Genomic DNA, 22,178 nt, shown 5'->3' with positions numbered 1-22,178 from the left:
ATTGATAATAAACAGGAAAAACCTGCCGGGCAGACCGGCAGGTTTTTTGATGTTATTTTGGTGATGGCAGTCCGAGTCCTTCGGCAACGCGTCTGCCGTATTCAGGATCAGCTTTGTAGAAGTGGCCGATCTGGCGCAGCTTAATTTCTTCTTTTTCCACAGGTTTCATCGCACTGACGATATTGGCGACAAGGCGCGCGCGCTCTTCTTCGCTCATCAGGCGGTACAGGTCGCCGGCTTGTGTGTAATGATCATGATGATTATAGCTTACACTGTCTGCGAAACCTGATACAGGATATGCCGCCTGTTTATCTTCAGGTGACTCTTTCGGGCCGCCGAAGCTGTTAGGCTCGTAATAGACGGAGCGGCCGCCGTTATCATCAAAACGCATTTGTCCGTCACGCTGATAGTTTTTCACTTCATTGCGGGAACGGTTGATCGGCAGCGCCTGATGGTTCGCGCCGACACGGTAGCGATGCGCGTCATGGTATGCGAACAACCGGCCTTGAAGCATTTTGTCAGGTGAGACGTCGACGCCGGGGACTAATGTGCCGGGAGAGAACGTCGCCTGTTCTACTTCCGCAAAGTAATTTTCCGGATTGCGGTTCAGAACCATGCGGCCGACTTCAATGAGCGGATAGTCTTTTTGAGACCATACTTTTGTGACGTCAAACGGATCAAAGCGATATGTGTTTGCGTCTTCTAACGGCATGATTTGAACATATAATTTCCATGCGGGGAAATCGCCGTTTTCAATCGCATTGAACAAATCTTCCGTATGGTAATCGGGATTTTCGCCCGCGATTTTTGCGGCTGTATTAACATCAAGGTTTTTCACGCCTTGCTCTGTTTTAAAGTGATATTTGATCCAGACGCCTTCGCCTTTATCATTTGTCCATTTAAATGTATGGCTTCCGAATCCGTGCATATGGCGAAGAGTCGCCGGAATGCCCCGGTCTGACATCAGAATGGTTACCTGGTGCAGGGATTCCGGTGACAGAGACCAGAAATCCCAAACGGCCGTCGGGTTTTTCAGATGTGTTCTCGGATCTCTTTTTTGTGTATGGATAAAGTCAGGGAACTTGATGGCATCGCGGATGAAGAACACGGGTGTATTGTTTCCGACGATGTCGTAGTTTCCTTCTTCTGTATAAAACTTAACGGCAAATCCGCGCGGGTCGCGCACTGTGTCACTAGAGCCCAGTTCGCCCGCAACGGTTGAGAAACGGATGAAGAGCGGCGTGCGTTTACCGACTTCTGACAGAAATGCGGCTTTCGTATATTTTGTAACGTCATTTGTGACTTCAAAATAACCGTGTGCGCCCGCGCCTTTTGCGTGAACGACACGCTCGGGAACGCGTTCTCTGTTAAAGTGCGCCAATTTCTCAAGCAGATGGACGTCTTGTATTAAAGCAGGACCGCGATCGCCGGCCGTCATTGAGTTTTGGTTATCTCCGACAGGAGCGCCCCAGCTGGTTGTCAATTTATTTGAACTCATGTGATCACCTCTTTAGATTTATAAAAACATAATATCACCTATCAGTAAAAAGTCAATATTATTTTATAATGATTATAAAATAATTATTTTTATTATCGAAGAAAGGGTTTGGATTTGAAAGCCTACTTGACTGACGTGAATAATGGGTTTAAGATGAGAAAAAATAGAAACCGCTGACTTGGACACAAGAGGCTCTTATTCTTCACTGGATAAGGGCCTTTTTTTATTGTCAGGCGGTAAGGGAGGCGGCGATTGTATGCTTTTCCGGTAGCATTTTAAACCTGTCGATATTCACGGTCATCTGCCGTACAGCCTTTATTTCGGCAAAAACGATAAGACATTTTCCGATTATAACCGGGAGCGGTCAGATAGAATGAATCTGACTTGGGATTTTCCTGATCCGCATGATGTTGAGGGCGATGACGGCGAAATCGCTTTGATGACAAGATGGGAGAATGAATTAGATAAGTACGGCATTGACGTGCTGAATTTTTTAACAGCAGAGAGCAATGACCGGATGGCGGCGTTTATTCAAGCCAATCCCGCGAGATTTACCGGATTTGCATATCATCCTTTGGAGCGGGAGGATGCGTATGAAGAGCTGAAAAGAGCGGTAGAAGAGCTCGGTCTGAAAGGATATAAACTGTTCGGGCCGCTGACAGACATCGATTTTCATGATCCGTCGCTGAAAAAGCTGTGGACGTATCTGGCTGACAAAAGGCTGCCTGTATTAATTCACTTCGGGCTTTTAGGAAGAGCGGGGGGCATTGTCAGCCATCGCAACATCAACCCGCTCTCCATCTATCGCGTCGCGAGAGAGTATGCTGATATCCCGTTCATCATTCCGCATTTCGGCGCCGGATATTATCAGGAACTGCTGCAGCTGTGCTGGAGCTGTCCGAATGTGTATATTGACACGTCCGGCTCAAATCAGTGGATGAGGTGGATGCCGTACCCGCTTGATTTGGAAATTCTGTTTCGGAAGACATCTGAATTAATCGGTGCTGAACGGATCATCTTCGGGACGGATTCGAACGGATTTCCGAGAGGATATGTATACAGATATCTTCAGGAGCAGGTGAGGACCTGCCGGGAAATCAATATGCGGGAAGAAGATATAGAAAACATTTTCGGCAACAACGCGCGGACATTATTGAAAATCGCCCGGCAAGAAAAGGAAGTAAATACGTGATACAGCCGATGCGCTCTTTGGCAGGGTTATGCCGGAAGGCGCATTTTTAATTCATACAAAAAACAGTTGACAAGTCGGAATAATTTGAATTAACATGATATTCAAATTTAAAAACAAACGGGTTGCCGATCGGACCGCCGAAGGCTCCCATCTCTGCAAGCAATCGGAGATGGGGGCCTTTTTGTTTTTCGATCGCACGCGGCAGAAAGAGAGGGGAAGACAGATGGCTGTAACCATCAGCATACAAGAAAAAGCTTTTGAGCATGAAGGCCGGAAAACGCCGGTGCTGAATGATATTGAGCTGTCAATTGCATCGGGAGAATTTTTGACTGTCATCGGGCCGAGCGGATGCGGCAAAAGCACGCTTTTAAAATTGATTGCCGGTCTTGATACCGATTATAAAGGCTCTGTCACAATAAACGGCCGCAATGTATCGGGACCGGGCATCCGGCAGGGATTTATCTTTCAGGAGCACCGGCTGTTTCCCTGGCTGACGGTAAAACAAAACATCGCTGCCGATCTCAATATGAACGACCCGGCCGTTCGGAAAAAAGTGGATGAACTGATTGAGGTTGTCAGGCTGCAGGGAGCGGAGAACGCTTATCCGCGCGAATTATCCGGCGGCATGTCGCAGCGGGTTGCCATCGCCAGAGCCCTTTTGCGCGAGCCGGAGGTGCTGCTTTTAGATGAACCGTTCGGGGCGCTTGACGCTTTTACGAGAAAACATTTGCAGGATGTGCTGCTTGATATATGGCGCGAGAAAAAAACGACGATGATTCTGGTCACGCATGATATTGATGAATCCGTCTATTTAGGCGAAAAGCTGGCGATCCTCAGGGCAAAGCCCGGCCGGCTGCACAGCCTGATGCCGATTCAGCTTCCGCATCCGCGCAATCGGACGTCTGCGGATTTTCAGGCCGTCCGGCAGAAGGTGCTTTCTGAGTTTGAGAAAACGGAAGACCTCCGGTTTGCGGATGGGTCCGGGATATAGAAGGGACGAAGTGAAGTGAAAAAAATCATCATTCTTTTAGCCGCAGCAGTCATGGTGTCAGCCGGATGCAGTGCAGACGGGACAGGAGGGAGCGGGAAAACGGTGAAAGAAATCCGGATCGGCATCCAGCAGAGTTTAAGCCCGCTTCTCATTGCCAAGGAAAAAGGCTGGTTTGAAGAGGCCTTCAAAAAAGACGGAATAAAAGTAAAATGGGTCGAATTCCAAAGCGGTCCTCCGCAGTTTGAAGGTCTTGCCGCCGATAAGCTTGATTTTTCCCAGGTCGGCAATTCACCGGTCATTTCCGGTCAGGCGGCAGGGATTGATTTTAAAGAGATCGGGCTGTCTCAGGACGGGTTAAAGGCAAACGGCATTCTCGTAAACAAGGGCAGCGGGATTCAGAGCCTGAAAGAATTGAAAGGTAAAAAAATCGCTGTAGCCAAAGGCAGCAGCGGCTTTGATTTTCTCTATAAAGCTTTAGATAAAGCGGGGCTTTCCGCCGATGACGTCACCATCATCCAGCTTCAGCCTGATGAGGCGGTTTCCGCTTTTGAAAACAAATCAGTTGACGCATGGTCCATTTGGGAGCCGTATTTGTCGATTGAAACGCTGCAGCACGGGGCGGAAATATTGGCGAACGGAGAAAGCACAGATTTATATTCTCCCGGTTTCACGTTAGTCAGAACGGGATTTTCCAAAGAACACCCGGATGAGGTGGTCCGTTTTCTGAAAGTGTTCAATAAAGCAGTTGCATGGCAAAAGGAACACAAAGATGAAGCTGTCTCCTTATATGCGAAAATCAAACATCTTGATCCGAAAGTCGTCAGAAACGTGCTTAACAATACTGAGCCTCTCAATGAACCGATCAATGATGATATTGTCAAAGCCCAGCAGGAAACCGCTGATTTTCAATATCAAACAAAAGCGATTCATAAGAAAATTCATGTAAAAGACGTTGTCGACAATTCATTTATTAAAAAAGCGCTTGAAACGGGGGATGGCAAGTAATGAAAGCAGAAGCATCAACGGCTGCCGGCGCAATAAGCCAATCAGAAAAGAAAGCTCTGGCAAGATCCCGGAAGTATTCATACCAATGGATGAAAGGGATTGTACTCCCGGCTGCGGTCATCGCAGTATGGCAGTTTATCGCAAGTCTGGGCATCGTCTCGGCCACGGTGCTCCCGTCGCCTGTCGTCATCTTGCAGACGTTTCAGGAACTTCTTCTTTCAGGTGAGCTTTGGGGTCATTTAGAGATCAGTTTATACCGGGCGGCTGCCGGATTTCTGCTTGGCGCGGGCCTCGGACTTGTTTTCGGGCTGCTGGTCGGTTTCTCAAAGCGGACGGAAGCATATCTAGATCCGTCTCTGCAAATGCTCAGAACGGTTCCGCACTTGGCCGTGACTCCTCTGTTTATTTTGTGGTTCGGGTTTGATGAGACATCAAAAATTCTGCTGATCGCATTAGGGGCATTTTTCCCCGTGTACATTAATACGTTTCTCGGAATCCGCAGTGTGGACGCGAAGCTGTTTGACGTCGCGCGGGTGCTGGAATTTAACTGGTATCAGCAGATGACGAAATTAATTCTTCCGGCATCTCTGCCGAATATCCTGCTCGGCATCAGGCTCTCTCTCGGCATTGCGTGGCTCGGTCTCGTGGTGGCGGAACTGATGGGATCGAGCGAGGGCGTCGGTTATATGATTATGGATGCCAGACAATTTTCACAGACAAATAAGGTGTTTGTCGGCATTATCATTTTTGCGGCTGTCGGCAAGCTGACAGATGCATTGGTCAGAATGCTCGAACGGAAACTATTAAAATGGCGGAACAGTTATGAAGGGTAACCTATTAAAAAAGGAGAGATTCATATGGAGATTCTTTGGTTTATTCCGACGCATGGTGACGGCCGGTATTTAGGGACGCAAACGGGAGGGAGAACGGCGGATCATCTTTATTTTACGCAAGTGGCACAGGCGGCGGACAGACTCGGGTATACGGGGGTTCTGCTGCCGACGGGGAGATCATGTGAAGACCCGTGGCTGACGGCTGCCGCTTTAGCGGGGGAAACGAGCGACTTGAAATTTTTAGTGGCGGTCCGTCCGGGACTGATGCAGCCGTCTGTCGCCGCGAGAATGGCGTCGACAATGGATCGGCTGTCAGACGGCCGTTTGCTCGTAAATGTCGTAGCGGGCGGAGATCCTTATGAACTGGCGGGAGACGGCATGTTTATCAGCCACGATGAACGTTATAAGGCGACTGAAGAATTTTTAACCGTCTGGCGCGGACTCATGCGGGGCGAAACGGTGACATATGAAGGGGACCATATCAAAGTGGAAAACAGCAATCTGCTGTTTCCGCCAAAGCAGTCTCCGCATCCGCCATTATATTTCGGCGGTTCATCACAGGCGGGAATTGAGGCTGCGGCGAAACATACAGATGTCTATTTAACATGGGGAGAGCCGCCGGAGCAGGTAAAAGAAAAGATTGAAACCGTTAAAAAACAGGCTGCCAAGGAAGGAAGGACGATGCGTTTTGGCATCAGACTTCACGTGATTGTCCGGGAGACTGAGGAAGAGGCATGGGAAGCGGCTGAACGATTAATCAGCCATTTAGACGAAGAGACGATTGCGAAAGCGCAGGCTGCGCTTCGGCGCGCTGATTCATCGGGACAAAAACGGATGGCCGATCTCCATAACGGTGACCGCTCGAAGCTTGAGATCAGCCCGAATCTCTGGGCCGGCATCGGACTGGTCAGAGGCGGAGCGGGCACGGCACTTGTCGGTGATCCGCAGACTGTCGCTGCTCGAATTTTAGAGTATCAGGCACTCGGCATTGAGTCGTTTATCTTTTCAGGCTACCCGCATCTGGAAGAAGCTTATTATCTGTCTGAACTCGTGTTTCCGCTTCTGCCGTTTCAGAATGAACGGACTAAAAAGCTTGAGCGCAGACTGGGTGAAGCAATGGGCAACGACCATTTTGCAAGAGGAAATAAAGCGAAAGTCTGATGACGTCGCAAGGCGGATAATTGACGGCGGGCGCTTTCTGCGGATTCATTTCCGGGGAAATGCCGGCAGTGAAGGCGGGTATTCACCCGCCTTTTTAAGCGCTTAGCTTGCACGATGCTCATATGGATGATATGATACAAAACGTAATTATTACGATTTGTTAGGAGTGCTGAAATGGCAAAAAAATCAAAAGTGATCAAAGAGCTCAAGCGGCAGAAGCTTGTTGAACAATATGCGGACATCCGAAGAGAATTAAAGGCAAAAGGAGACTGGGAAACGCTGAGCAAACTGCCGCGTGATTCTGCTCCGGGCAGGCTTCATAACCGCTGTACGGTGACGGGGCGGCCCCGCGGATATATGAGAAAATTTAAACTGTCCAGAATCGCATTCAGGGAGCTGGCCCATAAAGGCCGGATTCCCGGGGTGAAAAAAGCGAGCTGGTAATGTAAAAAACTCCGGATCTGTCATGAACCGGAGTTTTTGCCGTGCTTATGAAAAGTGAAAGCATAAGCCAAATGCTGAATCATCATCAGAATGAAAATCAAAAGAATCGGAAAAAAGGGAAGATGCGGCTGAATCAGCGGATAAAACAAAAGCAGAACGGCTGCGGCCGGCAATGAGAAGTAAACGGCGATATACGAGGAACGGCAAGCTTTAGCCGTCATCATTCGTTCTCTTTCATCCTGTTCCTCAAATTCATCGGGTACAAGCCTGTGCTTTTTGCCGTTTCGTTTTTTCTTTTCGGCATAGATATACAATGCGGCACAAACGGTAAACAGCAGAAACGGAGTGATATTCAGCTCAAATGAACCGCTCCCCTCCGTTTGGAAAAACTGAGCGATCCGCGGCGCCGCTTCCATAAAGGAAATAAGCGTCCAGCAGGCCAATCCGTAGAGTGCAAGGTGAAAACACGCTTTTCTTTTCAAACTCATTTTTTCTCCTCCTCCAGCCAGAACACTTCCTCCATCGGCAGGGAGAAAGCCCGGCAGATGTTAAGCGCCAATAAAAGTGAAGGCACATAATCTCCTTTTTCAATCGCTGCAATCGTCTGTCTGGTGGCTCCGGCTTCTTTTCCGAGCGTTTCCTGAGAATAGCCGAATCTGGCTCTCAGCTCTTTTACTTTATTTTTCATCATCAGGCGTACCTCAAGTTTTTTCTTTTTTATATTGTATGAGACTCTTAACAAAATGTAAACTCAACTTAACATGTGGACAAAAAAAGAATTTTTTTCGACAAATTTTTTAACATTCCCTTGACGAAAAAAAAATAAACATGTAATATTAGAAACATCAAATCGGTACTGACAAAAAATAATTTTGATGCGGGTGTAGTTTAGTGGTAAAACCTCAGCCTTCCAAGCTGATGTCGTGAGTTCGATTCTCATCACCCGCTCCATACATACGTTATTAACGCAGTGTTTCGTTTCTCTGATAAACGAAGTATTGCGTTTTTTTATGTGAAAAAAGACACGAAGGCGTGTCTTTTTATGAAAGCCAAGAGACGGTATGCGTGCCTCCGTGAATTTGTTCAAACATTTTTGTTAAGGATGATAGCAGCTCATCCGCCGCGTCGGCATGAAATGAAGGCGGGAAAAAGATCAGCTGCAGCATTTTCTTTGTGCCGGGCGTGACAGGGCGTATATTGATATGTCCGGTGAAGTCGCCGAAAACGCCGTCCGGGCCGGAGAAGGACAGTACGCTTTCTTTTTCTCCGATCGTAATTGAAATTGGTTCATCTATTTTTGCGGCGTCATACGCCATGATAGGCAATGAATATTTCAAGGAGAAAAAAAGTATGGTATCATGGGCTGAATTCACACTTTCAATGAATCGTTCCCGGGAAATATCGCCGAGCATAGGCTCCATCGGCGTTTTTTGTCCTGAAAAGGTGGGACTGAGCTGTTCCATTATACGCGCCCACTCTTTTACAAAAGGCTGCTCATCTATACCCCCGTCAGCATAATCAAAGTAAAGAGATTCTTGAAATAAACGGAGGCGGCCTTTCAGCATTTGCGGAGCAGGCCCGACTTCGATCTGTTCATATAAGACGGCTGCCGCTTTGATCCCCGGCACCCGTTCAGCAATAAGTGGATCTAAACTGATGTTCAAGTGTGTTCACTCCATTTCGGGATGATAAAACTCTATTATACCTGTGCGGGAGCCTGATCACAAAGAAAGGAGGCTGTGCAAAAAATGAATATTCATAAACTGAAAGAGGAATTAATCGAATACGCCAAAAGCATAGGAGTCGACAAAATCGGGTTTACGACGGCTGATACGTTCGACAGTCTGCGGGACCGGCTGATTCTTCAGGAATCACTCGGCTATTTATCCGGGTTTGAAGAGCCGGATATTGAAAAACGGGTTACTCCGTCTTTGCTTCTCCCGAAAGCCAAATCAATCGTCGCCATCGCCCTTGCTTATCCTTCCAAAATGAAAGATGCGCCGAGGAGCACGAGGGACGGGCGGCGCGGCATTTTTTGCAGAGCTTCCTGGGGGAAGGATTATCATGACGTGCTGAGGGAAAAGCTTGATCTGCTGGAGAATTTTCTCCAATGCAAACATGAGGATATCCGCACGAAGTCAATGGTGGATACGGGAGAATTGTCCGACAGGGCCGTGGCTGAACGGGCGGGAATCGGCTTCAGCGCCAAAAACTGCATGATCACCACGCCTGAATACGGCTCTTACGTCTATCTGGCTGAAATGATCACCAATCTGCCCTTTGAACCGGATGTGCCGATTGAAGATATGTGCGGTACGTGCACAAAATGTTTAGACGCGTGTCCGACCGGCGCGCTCGTCAATCCCGGACAGCTTAACGCCCAGCGCTGTATTTCGTTCCTGACCCAGACAAAGGGATTTTTGCCGGATGAGTTCCGCACGAAAATCGGAAACCGTCTGTATGGCTGTGACACGTGCCAGACGGTCTGTCCGATTAATAAGGGGAAAGATTTTCACCTTCATCCGCAGATGGAGCCTGATCCGGAAATCGCAAAGCCGCTGTTAAAGCCGCTTTTGACCATAAGCAACCGCGAATTCAAAGAAAAATTCGGACATGTATCGGGATCATGGCGCGGCAAGAAGCCGATACAGCGGAATGCGATTTTAGCTTTGGCTCATTTTAAAGATGCCTCGTCTCTTCCGGAATTAACGGCCTTGATGCACCAAGATCCGCGCCCCGTTATCAGGGGGACGGCCGCCTGGGCCATCGGGAAAATCGGTGATCCTGATTATGCGGGGGAATTAGAAAAAGCGCTTCAAAAGGAGCAGGATGAGGAAGCTATACGGGAAATTGAAAAGGGACTGGAGCTGTTATCGGTTTCTGATAAGACTAAAACCGGCCGGTCCTGACATATGTATAGAGAAAAAGCACTTGGCGTGAGTTCAAGTGTTTTTTCTTTATAAAACAGTATGGTGGGTGGAGCGCTTGAAGCATATTATTGAAGATTTAGCGGAGGCCCGGCTTCATTATTTAATCAACGGAACCGAGATGAGGCACAATGGGCAGCCCGGCGATCTTGAGGTCCTGACGAGAAAAAAAGAGCTGTTTGAAAAACGGAAAGTTGACATCGTGAAAGCGAAGGCAAAAGCCGTCATTGTCAAAAGCAGCCTTGAGGACGACGGCACGTTATGCGTCATGTACACGATTCATTTCGAATATTTGTGCAAGGAGCATGACGGACACCTTTACTTAGAAGAGCAGATTGAGGAACGGACTGCATTTCTCTATGATCAGCTTTTGATTAAAGACCGGGAAGTAAAGAAAAAACCGGCGGGATTTTCTGACGGAAACAGCGTAATTGAATATGAGCGGAGTGAACGGGAAGATTACGGGCGGGCGTTTCAATACGACCGTCTGGCTGCCGTGCAGTACGCGGAGAAGTTTTGGAATAAACGAAATCCCGCTTATAAAAATTTCAGCGACAACTGCACCAATTTTATTTCCCAATGTTTACATGCCGGAAAAGCACCGATGCGGGGGCATCCGAACAGAGGCTCAGGCTGGTGGATGAAGGCAAGCTCGTGGAGCTACAGCTGGACGGTCGCGCATTCGATGAAGATGTATCTGGCCCAATCCAAGGCAGGGCTTCGCGCGGTGCAAGTATCAAGAGCTGACGAACTGATGCCCGGAGATATCATTTGCTATGATTTTGAAGGGGACGGCCGTTTTAATCATACGGCGATCGTGGTCGCGAAAGATAAAAGCAATATGCCGCTTGTCAATGCCCAAACGTATGACAGCAGAATGAGATATTGGTCATATGAGGATTCAACGGCGTATACTCCTTCCATCAGATATGCGTTTTTTCATATTACGGATGATACGACAAAAGAGTAATTAATGATATAATGGTGGGCGGAATAAAAAACAGAGGTGAACATCGTGGCATTACATGTCGTTTTATATCAACCCGAAATCCCGGCCAATACGGGAAATATCGCACGTACTTGTGCGGCAACAGACACAACGCTTCATTTGATCCGCCCGCTCGGATTCTCAACCGATGATAAAATGCTGAAGCGCGCCGGACTCGATTATTGGGAGTTCGTCAACGTCGTATATCATGATTCATTGGAAGAGTTATTTGAAGCATATGAGAACGGAAAGTTTTTCTTCATTACAAAATTCGGCCAAAAGCCGCACACATCATTTGATTACTCAAATACGGAGGAAGACTTTTTCTTCGTATTCGGCAGAGAAACGAGCGGACTTCCGAAAGAATTGATCGAAAACAATATGGACCGCTGCCTGCGTCTGCCGATGACCGAGCATGTGAGATCATTAAACCTGTCCAACACGGCCGCGATTCTTGTATATGAAGCGCTGCGCCAGCAAAATTACAGAGATTTGACGTGAAAAAAACGCCCGCATCCGGGCGTTTTTTTATTGAATAAAAAAGACGGACAGCAGCGGTTCACGGCGTTTTTATATTTATGGGGTTAACAACGTAACAGTGTTATGTTACAATACTTTCATCGAAGGAGCTGGATTCATGGAGGAACAACTGATTTCTAAAAAAGAATTGCTGGAAGAAACATCAATTTCATACGGGCAGCTGTACCGCTGGAAACGGAAAAATTTAATTCCTGAAGAATGGTTTATCCGAAAATCAACATTTACAGGCCAGGAAACATTTTTTCCGAGAGCGGAAATATTAAAACGCATCTCAAAAATACAGAAAATGAAAGAAAATCTGTCTTTGGATGAAATGAGAGAAATGCTGTCTCCGCAAATGACTGATGTCAATATAACGTCTGCGGAGCTGCTTCAAAAGGGACTGATTTCAAAAGCCGCGCTGCAAGTTTATGACGAAGACGGCGTGACATTCACGTCCCGCGCGCTGCTGTCTTTATATGTGCTTGAAGGACTTTTGCGATCGGGCAATATCAGCCTTGAGGAAGGAAAATTGGCGGCAGGGGTGCTGAAAACGTATGAGGCTTCCGAACTGAAAGCAAATACGGAGCTTGTCATGCTCCGAAAGCTTGGTGTAACGACGTGCTTCATCGCAGACGCGGAACATATTTTATTTGAACCGACTGTCAAAGTGGTTGAACGGGTGGCGCTTGCTGCGGCATCGGAAGAATTAAAAACGAAATGGATGCAGGAGGACCATCAATGGAAGTAACAGATAAATTAATCATCAACGGTTCAGGAAGTTCAAAAGGAGGCCGTTTTCATACAGTAGAGATCAACGGAAGCGGCACGGTGTCAGGTGATGTGGAGTGCGCGAGCTTTTTGTTTAACGGCAGCGGAAAAACAGACGGACATGTCAAGACGCAAACGCTGACGATCAGCGGTTCGGGGAAAATTTCCGGCAGTGCCGAAGCTGAATCCATCCGTATCAACGGAACGGGTGTCATTAAAGGTGATGTCAAAACGGAGCGGCTGAACGTCGCGGGATTTTCATCTTTCGGCGGCGGTGTGAAAGCTGATGATATTTTCATATCCGGGAAAGCCGGGATTGAAGGCGATTGCGAGACAGAGACGTTCCGTTCGGAAGGCAAATGCAAGATCGGCGGCCTGCTGAATGCCGATGAAGTCAGTATTAAGCTGACGGCGGGAGAGAGCCGAGTGAAAGAAATTGGATGCCGCCATTTGAAAGTGATGAGCAGAAAGAGCGTGCTTACGCGTTTTAAGCTGATGCCGGCCCCGGTGCTGACAGCAGAGCTGATTGAAGGTGACATCATTGAATTGGCGGACACGAACGCGAAGACAGTCCGCGGAAATCATGTACAGATCGGCGCAGGCTGCACCATTGGGACTGTGGAATACAGCGGCGATTTTACATGTGATCCTTCCGCTTTGGTTAACAAAGTCGTGAAACGATAGGAGGAGCTGCGATGGAAACGACAAAAAAATTGAGTCATTTAAAAATGTACGGAGCCGGACACGCCTCCGGCGGTTCCTACCAAAATGTAAGCATTAAAGGGGAAGGAACTGTCGGCGAAGGACTTCAAAGCGAACGCTGCCGGATATTCGGTACGGGACTTTTTCTCGGAGATGCCGAGATCAACAGGCTGAAAATTTTCGGAGAGCATGAAGTTGCAGGAGATTTATCAGCACGTTCAGCAAATGTGATCGGCACATTGAAAGTCGGCGGCTCCGTGCGTTTCGCCACGATGAGGCTGAAAGGACTTGCTGAAATTGGCGGCGGGGCCGCGGGAGAGCAGTGTCATATAAAAGGCAGTCTCACCGTCGGCGGCGATTGCGAGACGGAGCTGCTTCATGTAACAGGATGTATCAATGTGGCGGGATTGTTAAACGCGGGGGACGTAAACATCCATTTGCGTTATGACCGAAGCCGCGTGAAAGAAATCGGCGGCACATCGATCACCGTCAGACGGAAACCCGGTTTTCTTAAACGGAAAGCCGGCACGCTTTCTGCTGAATTGATCGAAGGAGACGCAATTTACCTCGAATACACGGAAGCGGACATCGTCAGAGGGAAACATGTGGAAATCGGCCCGGGCTGCAAAATCGAAAAAATCGAGTATCAAACAAGCTGCAAATCTCATGAAAAATCAACTGTCCAAGAACATATCCAAATATGAAACATTGTTATGTTGTACAGGAAAGGGTGCTCTTCATAAAGAGCACCCTTTTGCCGTTATTTGTTTTCAGGTTTGCTGTCGTAACCCGCCGTAAAAATGGATACTAAAAAAGTGAGAATGACCCCAAGTAAAATGATCGTTTTCATCATTTCTCCTCCTCTTTGCTTTTCCATTTGATGTCCGAGTCTGGATGAAACTGTATTTCTTTCATTATGAACGGTGCACCGGACCCTTGTCAATGACGGCCTTATAACGTCTTTATTTTTAAGAAACGAAAAGCATGTATTATCACGTCACCGCATAGATTGTAACAAAGTACCTTATTTCTAGTGCATTAACCATGATAGAGGAGGTTCTTATGGATATATTAAAGAAAATTGAAAAGTACAGAGAGGAAGAGCAGCGTCTCAAATGGGAAGGGACGTTCGCTGATTATTTGGAGATCATAAAAGAAAATCCATTGGTCGCGCAGTCTGCTCATTCTCGCGTTTTTAATATGATAAAAGACAGCGGAATCGAGGAGGATGACGGTAAAAAGACATACAGCTTTTTCTCGCGGGAGCTGTTCGGCCTTGAGGAATCTCTGGAACGGCTCGTGGAGGAATACTTTCACCCGGCTGCCAAGCGGCTCGATGTAAGAAAACGGATTTTACTATTGATGGGACCCGTCAGCGGCGGAAAGTCAACTCTTGTCACCATGCTGAAAAAAGGGCTTGAAGCCTACTCATTGACAGACAACGGCGCTGTTTACGCCATTAAAGGCTGCCCGATGCATGAAGATCCTCTCCATCTCATTCCCCATCATCTGCGCGACGACTTCTACAGAGAATACGGCATCAGAATTGAGGGCAGCCTTTCTCCGCTTAATGTCATGCGGCTTGAAGAAGAATACGGCGGCAGAATTGAGGATGTAAAGGTTGAACGTGTATTCTTCTCGGAGGATAAACGTACCGGAATCGGAACCTTCAGCCCGTCTGACCCGAAATCACAGGATATCGCCGACTTGACGGGGAGTATTGATTTTTCAACGATTGCCGAATACGGCTCAGAATCAGATCCGCGCGCTTATCGGTTTGACGGTGAATTAAATAAAGCGAACCGCGGAATGATGGAGTTTCAGGAAATGCTGAAATGCGATGAAAAATTTCTGTGGCACCTTCTGTCACTCACGCAGGAAGGCAATTTCAAAGCCGGACGGTTTGCGCTCATCTCTGCCGACGAATTGGTTGTTGCGCATACGAACGAAACGGAGTACCGCTCGTTTATTGCCAATAAGAAAAATGAAGCCCTTCACTCCAGGATCATCGTGATGCCTGTTCCTTATAATTTAAAGGTGTCAGAGGAAGAACGGATTTATGAAAAAATGATTTCTGAAAGTGATGTTTCTGACGTACACATCGCCCCCCATACATTAAAAGTGGCCGCGATGTTTTCTATTTTGACCCGGCTGAAGGAACCGAACCGCTCTGATATTGACCTCGTCAAAAAAATGAGGCTCTATGACGGAGAAAGCGTTGAAGGTTACAATTCCGTTGATCTTGAGGATATGAAGAAGGAATTCCATGATGAAGGAATGAGCGGAATTGACCCGCGCTATGTCATCAACCGCATTTCCTCAACAATTATCAGAAAAAATATGGAATCGATCAATTCGCTTGACGTGCTGCGTTCCTTAAAAGAAGGACTTGACCAGCATCCGTCCATCTCCGCCGAGGACAAAGAGCGGTATATGAATTTTATTTCCGCCGCCAGGAAAGAGTACGATGACATCGCTAAAAAAGAAGTGCAGAAGGCATTCGTCTATTCATATGAAGAATCCGCGAAAACTCTCATGGACAATTATTTAGATAATGTGGAAGCGTACTGCAATAAAAATAAGCTCCGCGATCCGCTGACGGGTGAAGAAATGAATCCTGACGAAAAACTGATGAGATCCATTGAAGAGCAGATCGGCATTTCAGAAAACGCGAAAAAAGCGTTCCGCGAAGAAATCTTAATCCGCATATCCGCCTATGCAAGAAAAGGAAAACGCTTTGACTATAATTCGCACGAAAGACTCCGCGAAGCGATTCAGAAAAAGCTGTTCGCAGACTTAAAAGATGTGGTGAAAATTACGACCTCAACCAAAACACCGGATGAGCAGCAGCTTAAAAAGGTCAATGAGGTAGTGGCAAGGTTAATAGATGAACACGGCTATAATTCGACTAGCGCTAATGAACTGCTGAAGTATGTCGGAAGCTTGTTAAACCGCTGATGTTTGATTTCATTGAGAGGCCCGTCTGTAAAAGGACGGGTTCTTTTGTCTGTTTTTCGCAATTGTTTGTCAATTGGAGAGTCCGGCCGGCATAAGATAAAAATAAATCTTTTCGCCGGACTTGTTTCATAAACAGGACCAAGCCGGAATACACATGTAAAACGACCATAACGGTTAAGGAGGGGAATTCATGTCCCGTAATGACAGCGGAAATTTTTTGATTTCAGAGGAAGACTGGTCCCTCCATCGCAAAGGCTTTGACGACCAGCAGCGCCACCAAAAGAAAGTACAGGAAGCGATAAAAAACAACCTTCCGGATCTTGTCACTGAGGAAAGCATTATTATGTCCAACGGAAAAGATGTCGTGAAAATCCCGATTCGTTCGCTTGATGAATATAAAATCCGTTATAACTATGATAAAAATAAACATGTCGGTCAAGGCGACGGCGACAGCGAAGTCGGCGATGTCGTCGCAAGAGACGGCGCAGATAAAAAGCAGGGTGCTGGAAAAGGCCAGGGAGCAGGCGATCAGGCAGGCGAGGATTATTATGAAGCGGAAGTTTCATTGATGGATCTGGAAGAAGCGCTGTTTCAGGAATTAGAACTGCCGAATCTGCAGCAAAAGGAAAGGGACAATATCGTCCATACCGATATCGAGTTCAATGATATCCGGAAAACCGGGCTGACAGGGAATATCGATAAGAAAAGGACGATGCTGTCGGCCTATAAACGAAACGCCATGACAGGCAAGCCGTCGTTTTACCCTATTTATCCGGAAGATCTGAAATACAAAACATGGAATGATGTGACGAAGCCGGAATCGAAAGCTGTCGTTTTAGCGATGATGGATACAAGCGGTTCGATGGGCGTATGGGAAAAGTATATGGCGAGGAGCTTCTTTTTTTGGATGACACGATTTTTACGGACAAAGTATGAAACGGTTGATATCGAATTTATCGCCCACCATACGGAAGCGAAGGTCGTGTCGGAAGAAGATTTTTTCTCGAAAGGGGAGAGCGGGGGCACCATCTGTTCCTCCGTTTACCGGAAGTCTCTTGAATTAATTGATGAAAAATATGACCCCGCCCGCTACAATATCTATCCCTTTCATTTTTCAGACGGAGATAACCTGACTTCGGATAACGCCCGGTGCGTAAAGCTCGTCAATGACATCATGAAAAAATCGAATCTGTTCTGTTACGGTGAGGTCAATCAATATAACAGGCATTCCACCCTCATGTCCGCCTATAAAAATGTCAAAGATGATAAATTTAAATACTACATCCTGAAACAGAAATCAGACGTATTTCAAGCGCTGAAAAGCTTTTTTAAAAATGAGGAAGCCGGTGTAAGCAAAGCATCGTATGAAATATAAAGCCGAGTGAAGAATCGTGCGGCCGCGGTTCTTCACCCGGCTTTTTTAAATTAAAAATAAAGAGAAAAAACGGCATAAAAAAAATCCTTAAAAAATGAAACTTTTCTCTTTACAAACCTTCTTTCATTTATTAATATTTTATCTTGTGAACTATTATTAAGGGAATGAGGTGAAAATACGGTGATTGAATCAGAGCTCGCTTTGCTCAGTTTTGAACAACTGTTTGATACTTCCAGATCGATTTACAAAAAGCAGAAAATGATTCTGGAGACAGTTCTTGAACCTTTTGATATTACAGTGCTGCAGTATCTGCTGATGTTCAAAATACATAAGAGCAAAAGCACGCAGCTTTCAAGGCTGGCTTTGTCGCTTGATCTGAAACCGGCGTCTGTCACGAGAATGACCGATATTCTGTATAAGCGCCGCCTAATGGTTCGGAGCGACTATCACGACGACCGGCGTGTTGTTATGATTCAGTTAACCGAAGAGGGGGAAGAACTTCTAAAGAAAGCTGCTGTTCAATATGCCGAAAAAGCGGCGGTCTTATACCGGCAGCTCAATACCGCTGAACTGCAGTACCTGCGCAAGCTTGCGGAAAGTTTAACGAAGCTTGCAAACGGCTGTGCAGTGAAAAACGGAAAATAAAAAAATCCCCACATATTTTTATCATCATTCCACAAAATGATAGAGGAAGAAACGAAAGGAGAAAACAAAATGAACAGAGGACGTTTAATTCTGACCAACATTATCGGTTTGATTGTTGTTCTTGCAATTATAGGCGGAGGTGCTTACTACTATTATCAAAGCACACACTATGTAAAAACCGATGAAGCAAAAGTTGCCGGCGACATGGCTGCTATCACAGCTCCTGCTGCGGGTAAAGTAACTGACTGGAACCTTGATGAGGGGAAAGAAGTAAGCAAAAACGACGTTGTTGCAAAAATCAAAGGACAGCAAAATGCTGACGTAAAAGCCATCATGGATGGAACAATCGTGAAAAACGAAGTGAAAAACGGCCAAATGGTGCAAGCCGGTACGACAATTGCCCAGGAAATTGACATGAAACACCTTTACATCACTGCGAACATTAAAGAAACAGACATTAGAGACATTGAAGTAGGAAACAAAGTAGACGTAATTGTTGACGGCGACCCTAATACAACATTTGACGGAACAGTAGAAGAAATCGGTTATGCGACAAATTCAACATTTGATATGCTGCCTTCTTCAAACTCAAGCGGCAACTACACAAAAGTAACGCAAAAAGTTCCTGTTAAAATTTCACTCAGCAACCCATCTGACAAGGTGCTTCCTGGTATGAACGCATCTGTAAAAATCTCTGACTAATACAGATCAGTCATCAAACCATGAAGGGAGGTTGTCTTAGGTGGCTAAATCAGATAATCAAGTAAAAAGTCCTAAAACATTGCTTATTGTGCTTATGGCCGGGTTATTCCTGGCGATCTTGAACCAAACGCTTCTTAACGTGGCGATGCCGCACTTAATGACCGAGTTCGGTGTGAGTGCGACGACGATTCAGTGGCTTACGACCGGATACATGCTGGTCAACGGTGTTTTGATTCCGTTATCTGCGTTCTTAATTACCCGGTTCGGACAGAGAAGCCTCTTTCTCGTAGCCATGTTCTGTTTTACAGCGGGAACGTTAGTCTGCGGAATCGCGCCTAACTTCTCAACCATGCTGATCGGCCGGTTAATTCAGGCGGTCGGCGGCGGTATCCTGCAGCCGCTGGTCATGACAACCATTCTGCTTATCTTCCCGCCTGAAAGCAGGGGGAAAGGAATGGGGATTTTCGGTCTTGCGATGATGTTTGCTCCGGCGGTCGGACCGACTCTTTCCGGCTGGATCATCGAGCATTACACATGGCGCATTATGTTCTACGGCCTTGTTCCGATCGGGGCAATCGTTATTATCATAGCGTTCTTCCTCTTTAAGAACTTGGTGGAACCGCAAAAAATCAAACTCGACAGCTTGGGTGCGATTCTATCCATTGTCGGATTTGCCTCATTGCTTTACGGAGTCAGTGAAGCGGGCAGCGACGGCTGGGGAGATCCGATCGTGCTGTCTACCGTCATTGTCGGTGTCATCGCGATTGCCGCGTTTGTCATTCAGCAATTGCGCTCTGAAAAACCGATGCTCGACTTCCGGGTATTTAAATATGATATTTTCTCACTCTCCAGTGTGATTAACATCATTATTACCGTTGCGCTTTACACAGGAATGTTCCTGCTTCCGATTTACCTGCAGAACTTAGTCGGCTTTACGGCGCTGCAATCGGGCCTCTTGCTATTGCCGGGCGCGATTGTCATGCTGATCATGTCGCCGATTTCCGGTATTCTGTTTGACAAAATCGGTCCGAGACCGCTTGCGATTATCGGGCTGGTCATCACGGTCGCAACGACATTCCAGTACACAAAATTGACAATTGACACACCTTACACGCACATTATGCTTGTCTATGCCATCCGCGCATTCGGTATGTCACTGTTAATGATGCCTGTTATGACAGCCGGAATGAACCAGCTTCCGGCACGGTTGAACAGCCACGGCACGGCGATGAGCAACACGCTCCGCCAGATCAGCGGTTCAATCGGAACAAGTTTGATCACAACGATTTATACGAACCGTACGACAATGCACTATTCGCAGATTGCGGATAAAACGAGCACGGCTGATCCAAGCTTCATGCAGTCGTTCCAAAGCGCGGTTTCGAATTTAATGGTCAACATGAACATGTCGCTTGATGCGGCGAAACAAACCGTTTATTCTTATCTCTACAAAACAGCTTCACTTAATTCCAACGTTATGGGGATTAATGACGCGTTTATGTGGGCGACGATCTTTGCGGTTATCGGCGTAGTCCTGAGCCTGTTCTTGCGTGACGTACGGAAAGACAAACAGCGGGCGAAGAAAAAAGAGGAGCTGTCATTGCTTCCGGCCCCTAAAGAAGTGAAGGAATCTTAATCATCTGAATGGGAGGTTTCCTGAATGAAAATTTACGTAGTGTACGATAGTGAAGGCGAACATACAAAACACCTTGCTGAAGCCATTGCCGAAGGAGCACGAGAAAACGCTGAGGCTGAAGTCCTGATCGATCATGTCGATCAAGCAGACATCCGCAAGCTGAAAGACATGGATGCCATTATCTGGGGATGCCCGGGACACTTTGGCACCATCAGTTCAGGCTTAAAAGCGTGGATCGACAGACTCGGCTATCTGTGGGCTGAAGGCGAGCTGATTGATAAAGTCGGCGCCGTATTCTGTACGACGGCGACAACACATGGCGGATTAGAAATGACAATGCACAATCTGATCACTCCTATGTTTCACCAAGGCATGATTGTTGTCGGACTTCCCGGCAACGTTCCTGAAAACGCGCTGTACGGCTCTTACTACGGTGCGGGCGTCACATGCCCGGTTGACAGCGATGTGCTGATGACGGAAGAAGGCCTTCAATTAGGCCGTGCGCTTGGCAGACGTGTCAGCCAAGTCACAGGTAATCTAACTGCCGGACGACAGTAAGGAGAGGGTTATATGGCCATTATTATAGCGGTTATTGCTGCTGTCATTGTGATTGCACTTCTTATCACATTCAATGTCCGCAGCACTTCTGCAGGACAGGATGTCAAAGAAGAAAAGAGAGAAGCGATCGGCACTACAGCCGAACAGCCGGAAAAGCATGATCCGGCCGAGGAGCGCTCAGCCGAGCATGCTCCCGTCGTTGTAAAATCTGAATCTCCCCGTGAGAAAAAGAATACAATGGGCGATGATGTGTACCGTCAGGCGCTTCAGAAGTTTAAGACTTCTGAGACGGATCAGGAACCAAACGATCCTGATAGCGGCGGCAAAATGCAGGATAGCAGCTATCGTGATGCGCTGCTCTCCTTAAAAAACAAAAAGAAGTAATTGAAAAGGCAAATCTGCGTAAGAGCGGATTTGTCTTTTTTTTATTGAAGATATTGTAATACATGATGATCTAGTGTACTATGTTACTCATACACTTGATCCGAATGGAGAGAGAAAGAATGACATCGTTTTTAGGTTTGCTGAAAAAAGATGCGAAAGTTTCATGGATTTGGCTTGCGGTGTGGCTTTGCGGCATGATTTGCTGGGCGTTTGCAGCCCACGTCATCGCTGCCCGTCAGAAAGAACCGCTCGTCATTTTCGGCTTTTTTACGGCAATGGGGTTTTTTCAATTTCTTGTAGCGCCGCTTTTTATGTACTATCACCTTCATAAAGAAGGAAAAAATCAGCTGTGGCTTTACAATCCGAATGGAGGATTTTATCTGCTGGCTTCCAAGCTGACGGCCTCACTGCTGTATCAGTTGATCGGGCAGCTGGCGCTGACCGGTTACGGCATTTGGATGTACCGGATGCTTTCTGCAAAAGGAGCGCTGGAACACACCATTCCCCTGGCCGGCACATTAACCGGACTGAATGCTTACCTGCTGATCAGTTCAGCGTATTTATCTGTGATCGTGTCCGTCTTTTGGACTGTTTTTCACTCATTAAAACATGTTCCCGTCCTCCGGTGGGTGATCTGCATCGTGCTTGCGTTTGTCTGGACCTATATTGACGATAAAATCATTACGCCATTCACTTCATCTCAACATGATTTATGGCCGGTAAAAGTGTATGCGGATTTTGATTTTCATTATACAAAATTGACCGGCTGGACGGTGGAGCTGAAGGCCGTCCACATCTCGCTTTTCAGCTTCCTGGCAGTGATCGTGCTTGCGGCGCTCTGTCTCGCGCTGGCCTCTATGCTGCTGAATCGAAAGGTTGAGGTGTGATG

General features: G+C 46.9%; 24 protein-coding genes and 1 tRNA gene. 21 read left to right on the top strand and 4 right to left on the bottom strand.

Annotated elements, in window-relative coordinates; all coding sequences use genetic code 11:
• Positions 1-52 precede the first annotated feature (52 nt).
• On the bottom strand, positions 53-1,498 hold the full coding sequence (katA, locus tag BGM27_RS19660) for a catalase KatA (protein ID WP_003155420.1): 1,446 nt from the start codon (positions 1,496-1,498) through the stop codon (positions 53-55).
• 289 nt (positions 1,499-1,787) lie between these two features.
• Here katA and BGM27_RS19655 point away from each other — a divergent pair, with 289 nt between their 5' ends.
• From BGM27_RS19655 to rpsN, 6 genes are all read left to right on the top strand, one after another.
• Positions 1,788-2,690, top strand: a complete 903-nt coding sequence (locus BGM27_RS19655; RefSeq protein WP_238535231.1) for an amidohydrolase family protein — start codon at positions 1,788-1,790, stop codon at positions 2,688-2,690.
• Positions 2,691-2,913: 223 nt separating this feature from the next.
• A complete protein-coding gene (locus BGM27_RS19650) occupies positions 2,914-3,681 on the top strand; it encodes an ABC transporter ATP-binding protein (protein WP_007408417.1) in 768 nt (255 codons plus the stop codon).
• Between the two features lie 15 nt (positions 3,682-3,696).
• Positions 3,697-4,686 carry an aliphatic sulfonate ABC transporter substrate-binding protein gene (locus BGM27_RS19645; RefSeq protein WP_007408418.1) on the top strand — a complete coding sequence of 330 codons (990 nt, stop codon included), beginning with the start codon at positions 3,697-3,699 and terminating at the stop codon, positions 4,684-4,686.
• A complete protein-coding gene (locus BGM27_RS19640) occupies positions 4,686-5,519 on the top strand; it encodes an ABC transporter permease (RefSeq protein ID WP_007408419.1) in 834 nt (277 codons plus the stop codon). The genes BGM27_RS19645 and BGM27_RS19640 overlap by 1 nt, the downstream gene beginning before the upstream one ends.
• 24 nt (positions 5,520-5,543) lie before the next feature.
• A complete protein-coding gene (gene ssuD, locus BGM27_RS19635; RefSeq protein ID WP_007408420.1) occupies positions 5,544-6,680 on the top strand; it encodes an FMNH2-dependent alkanesulfonate monooxygenase in 1,137 nt (378 codons plus the stop codon).
• Between the two features lie 174 nt (positions 6,681-6,854).
• Complete coding sequence (rpsN, locus tag BGM27_RS19630; RefSeq protein WP_007408422.1) at positions 6,855-7,124, top strand: 30S ribosomal protein S14; 270 nt, start codon at positions 6,855-6,857, stop codon at positions 7,122-7,124.
• 20 nt (positions 7,125-7,144) lie between these two features.
• Here the strand turns inward: rpsN and BGM27_RS19625 are convergent, their stop codons facing one another.
• Positions 7,145-7,612: a hypothetical protein gene (locus BGM27_RS19625; protein ID WP_007408423.1), complete on the bottom strand. Its 468-nt coding sequence runs from the start codon at positions 7,610-7,612 to the stop codon at positions 7,145-7,147.
• Entirely contained in the window at positions 7,609-7,812 is a 204-nt protein-coding gene (locus BGM27_RS19620) for a helix-turn-helix transcriptional regulator (protein ID WP_003155407.1), read from the bottom strand. The genes BGM27_RS19625 and BGM27_RS19620 overlap by 4 nt, the downstream gene beginning before the upstream one ends.
• A gap of 189 nt (positions 7,813-8,001) precedes the next feature.
• Between BGM27_RS19620 and BGM27_RS19615 the strand changes: the two genes are divergently transcribed.
• A tRNA-Gly gene (locus BGM27_RS19615) sits at positions 8,002-8,075 on the top strand.
• An 89-nt stretch (positions 8,076-8,164) separates the two neighbouring features.
• Here the strand turns inward: BGM27_RS19615 and BGM27_RS19610 are convergent.
• Positions 8,165-8,788: a hypothetical protein gene (locus tag BGM27_RS19610; RefSeq protein WP_007408424.1), complete on the bottom strand. Its 624-nt coding sequence runs from the start codon at positions 8,786-8,788 to the stop codon at positions 8,165-8,167.
• Between the two features lie 84 nt (positions 8,789-8,872).
• Between BGM27_RS19610 and queG the strand changes: the two genes are divergently transcribed.
• The 14 genes from queG (at position 8,873) to BGM27_RS19540 (ending at position 22,176) form a co-directional block, all read left to right on the top strand.
• Complete coding sequence (gene queG / locus BGM27_RS19605; protein WP_020953950.1) at positions 8,873-10,033, top strand: tRNA epoxyqueuosine(34) reductase QueG; 1,161 nt, start codon at positions 8,873-8,875, stop codon at positions 10,031-10,033.
• Positions 10,034-10,109: 76 nt separating this feature from the next.
• On the top strand, positions 10,110-11,021 hold the full coding sequence (locus BGM27_RS19600) for an amidase domain-containing protein (protein ID WP_007408427.1): 912 nt from the start codon (positions 10,110-10,112) through the stop codon (positions 11,019-11,021).
• 36 nt (positions 11,022-11,057) lie between these two features.
• The gene (gene trmL, locus BGM27_RS19595; protein WP_007610253.1) at positions 11,058-11,540 is read left to right on the top strand and encodes a tRNA (uridine(34)/cytosine(34)/5-carboxymethylaminomethyluridine(34)-2'-O)-methyltransferase TrmL; all 483 of its coding nucleotides are present in this window, start codon (positions 11,058-11,060) and stop codon (positions 11,538-11,540) included.
• Positions 11,541-11,676: 136 nt separating this feature from the next.
• Complete coding sequence (locus BGM27_RS19590) at positions 11,677-12,309, top strand: YhbD family protein (protein ID WP_020953951.1); 633 nt, start codon at positions 11,677-11,679, stop codon at positions 12,307-12,309.
• Positions 12,300-13,013 (top strand): polymer-forming cytoskeletal protein, encoded by a 714-nt coding sequence (locus BGM27_RS19585; protein ID WP_007408429.1) that lies wholly within the window; start codon positions 12,300-12,302, stop codon positions 13,011-13,013. Before BGM27_RS19590 ends, BGM27_RS19585 begins: the two co-directional genes overlap by 10 nt.
• Positions 13,014-13,024: 11 nt before the next feature.
• Positions 13,025-13,735, top strand: a complete 711-nt coding sequence (locus BGM27_RS19580) for a hypothetical protein (protein ID WP_020953952.1) — start codon at positions 13,025-13,027, stop codon at positions 13,733-13,735.
• 358 nt (positions 13,736-14,093) lie between these two features.
• A complete protein-coding gene (gene prkA / locus BGM27_RS19575; RefSeq protein ID WP_007408432.1) occupies positions 14,094-15,989 on the top strand; it encodes a serine/threonine protein kinase PrkA in 1,896 nt (631 codons plus the stop codon).
• Positions 15,990-16,179: 190 nt separating this feature from the next.
• Entirely contained in the window at positions 16,180-17,364 is a 1,185-nt protein-coding gene (gene yhbH, locus BGM27_RS19570) for a sporulation protein YhbH (RefSeq protein ID WP_007408433.1), read from the top strand.
• Positions 17,365-17,544: 180 nt separating this feature from the next.
• Complete coding sequence (locus BGM27_RS19565) at positions 17,545-18,009, top strand: MarR family transcriptional regulator (protein WP_003155389.1); 465 nt, start codon at positions 17,545-17,547, stop codon at positions 18,007-18,009.
• Positions 18,010-18,045: 36 nt separating this feature from the next.
• Positions 18,046-18,711, top strand: coding sequence for an HlyD family secretion protein (locus BGM27_RS19560; RefSeq protein ID WP_124693397.1), 666 nt, complete (start codon positions 18,046-18,048; stop codon positions 18,709-18,711).
• A gap of 40 nt (positions 18,712-18,751) precedes the next feature.
• On the top strand, positions 18,752-20,347 hold the full coding sequence (locus tag BGM27_RS19555) for an MFS transporter (protein ID WP_003155387.1): 1,596 nt from the start codon (positions 18,752-18,754) through the stop codon (positions 20,345-20,347).
• Positions 20,348-20,371: 24 nt separating this feature from the next.
• Positions 20,372-20,905: an NAD(P)H-dependent oxidoreductase gene (locus BGM27_RS19550; RefSeq protein WP_003155386.1), complete on the top strand. Its 534-nt coding sequence runs from the start codon at positions 20,372-20,374 to the stop codon at positions 20,903-20,905.
• Positions 20,906-20,917: 12 nt separating this feature from the next.
• Entirely contained in the window at positions 20,918-21,289 is a 372-nt protein-coding gene (locus tag BGM27_RS19545; RefSeq protein ID WP_003155385.1) for a hypothetical protein, read from the top strand.
• A gap of 119 nt (positions 21,290-21,408) precedes the next feature.
• On the top strand, positions 21,409-22,176 hold the full coding sequence (locus BGM27_RS19540) for a hypothetical protein (protein ID WP_007408435.1): 768 nt from the start codon (positions 21,409-21,411) through the stop codon (positions 22,174-22,176).
• The last annotated feature ends 2 nt before the right edge of the window (positions 22,177-22,178 follow it).

Source organism: Bacillus sp. FJAT-27001 (genome assembly GCF_019039175.1).
In the GTDB taxonomy this organism is placed as follows: Bacteria; Bacillota; Bacilli; order Bacillales; family Bacillaceae; genus Bacillus; species Bacillus velezensis.
Note: the sequence above shows the minus strand (reverse complement) of the source record. Positions and strands in the feature narration are given on the sequence as shown.

Coding starts and splice junctions, on each gene's coding strand:
- BGM27_RS19540 (WP_007408435.1), top strand. CDS start 21,409: ATGACATCGTTTTTAGGTTTGCTGAAAAAAGATGCGAAAGTTTCATGG.
- BGM27_RS19625 (WP_007408423.1), bottom strand. CDS start 7,612: ATGAGTTTGAAAAGAAAAGCGTGTTTTCACCTTGCACTCTACGGATTG.
- BGM27_RS19580 (WP_020953952.1), top strand. CDS start 13,025: ATGGAAACGACAAAAAAATTGAGTCATTTAAAAATGTACGGAGCCGGA.
- rpsN (WP_007408422.1), top strand. CDS start 6,855: ATGGCAAAAAAATCAAAAGTGATCAAAGAGCTCAAGCGGCAGAAGCTT.
- queG (WP_020953950.1), top strand. CDS start 8,873: ATGAATATTCATAAACTGAAAGAGGAATTAATCGAATACGCCAAAAGC.
- katA (WP_003155420.1), bottom strand. CDS start 1,498: ATGAGTTCAAATAAATTGACAACCAGCTGGGGCGCTCCTGTCGGAGAT.
- BGM27_RS19585 (WP_007408429.1), top strand. CDS start 12,300: ATGGAAGTAACAGATAAATTAATCATCAACGGTTCAGGAAGTTCAAAA.
- BGM27_RS19620 (WP_003155407.1), bottom strand. CDS start 7,812: ATGAAAAATAAAGTAAAAGAGCTGAGAGCCAGATTCGGCTATTCTCAG.
- BGM27_RS19545 (WP_003155385.1), top strand. CDS start 20,918: ATGGCCATTATTATAGCGGTTATTGCTGCTGTCATTGTGATTGCACTT.
- BGM27_RS19550 (WP_003155386.1), top strand. CDS start 20,372: ATGAAAATTTACGTAGTGTACGATAGTGAAGGCGAACATACAAAACAC.
- BGM27_RS19640 (WP_007408419.1), top strand. CDS start 4,686: ATGAAAGCAGAAGCATCAACGGCTGCCGGCGCAATAAGCCAATCAGAA.
- ssuD (WP_007408420.1), top strand. CDS start 5,544: ATGGAGATTCTTTGGTTTATTCCGACGCATGGTGACGGCCGGTATTTA.
- BGM27_RS19560 (WP_124693397.1), top strand. CDS start 18,046: ATGATAGAGGAAGAAACGAAAGGAGAAAACAAAATGAACAGAGGACGT.
- yhbH (WP_007408433.1), top strand. CDS start 16,180: ATGTCCCGTAATGACAGCGGAAATTTTTTGATTTCAGAGGAAGACTGG.
- prkA (WP_007408432.1), top strand. CDS start 14,094: ATGGATATATTAAAGAAAATTGAAAAGTACAGAGAGGAAGAGCAGCGT.
- BGM27_RS19590 (WP_020953951.1), top strand. CDS start 11,677: ATGGAGGAACAACTGATTTCTAAAAAAGAATTGCTGGAAGAAACATCA.
- BGM27_RS19650 (WP_007408417.1), top strand. CDS start 2,914: ATGGCTGTAACCATCAGCATACAAGAAAAAGCTTTTGAGCATGAAGGC.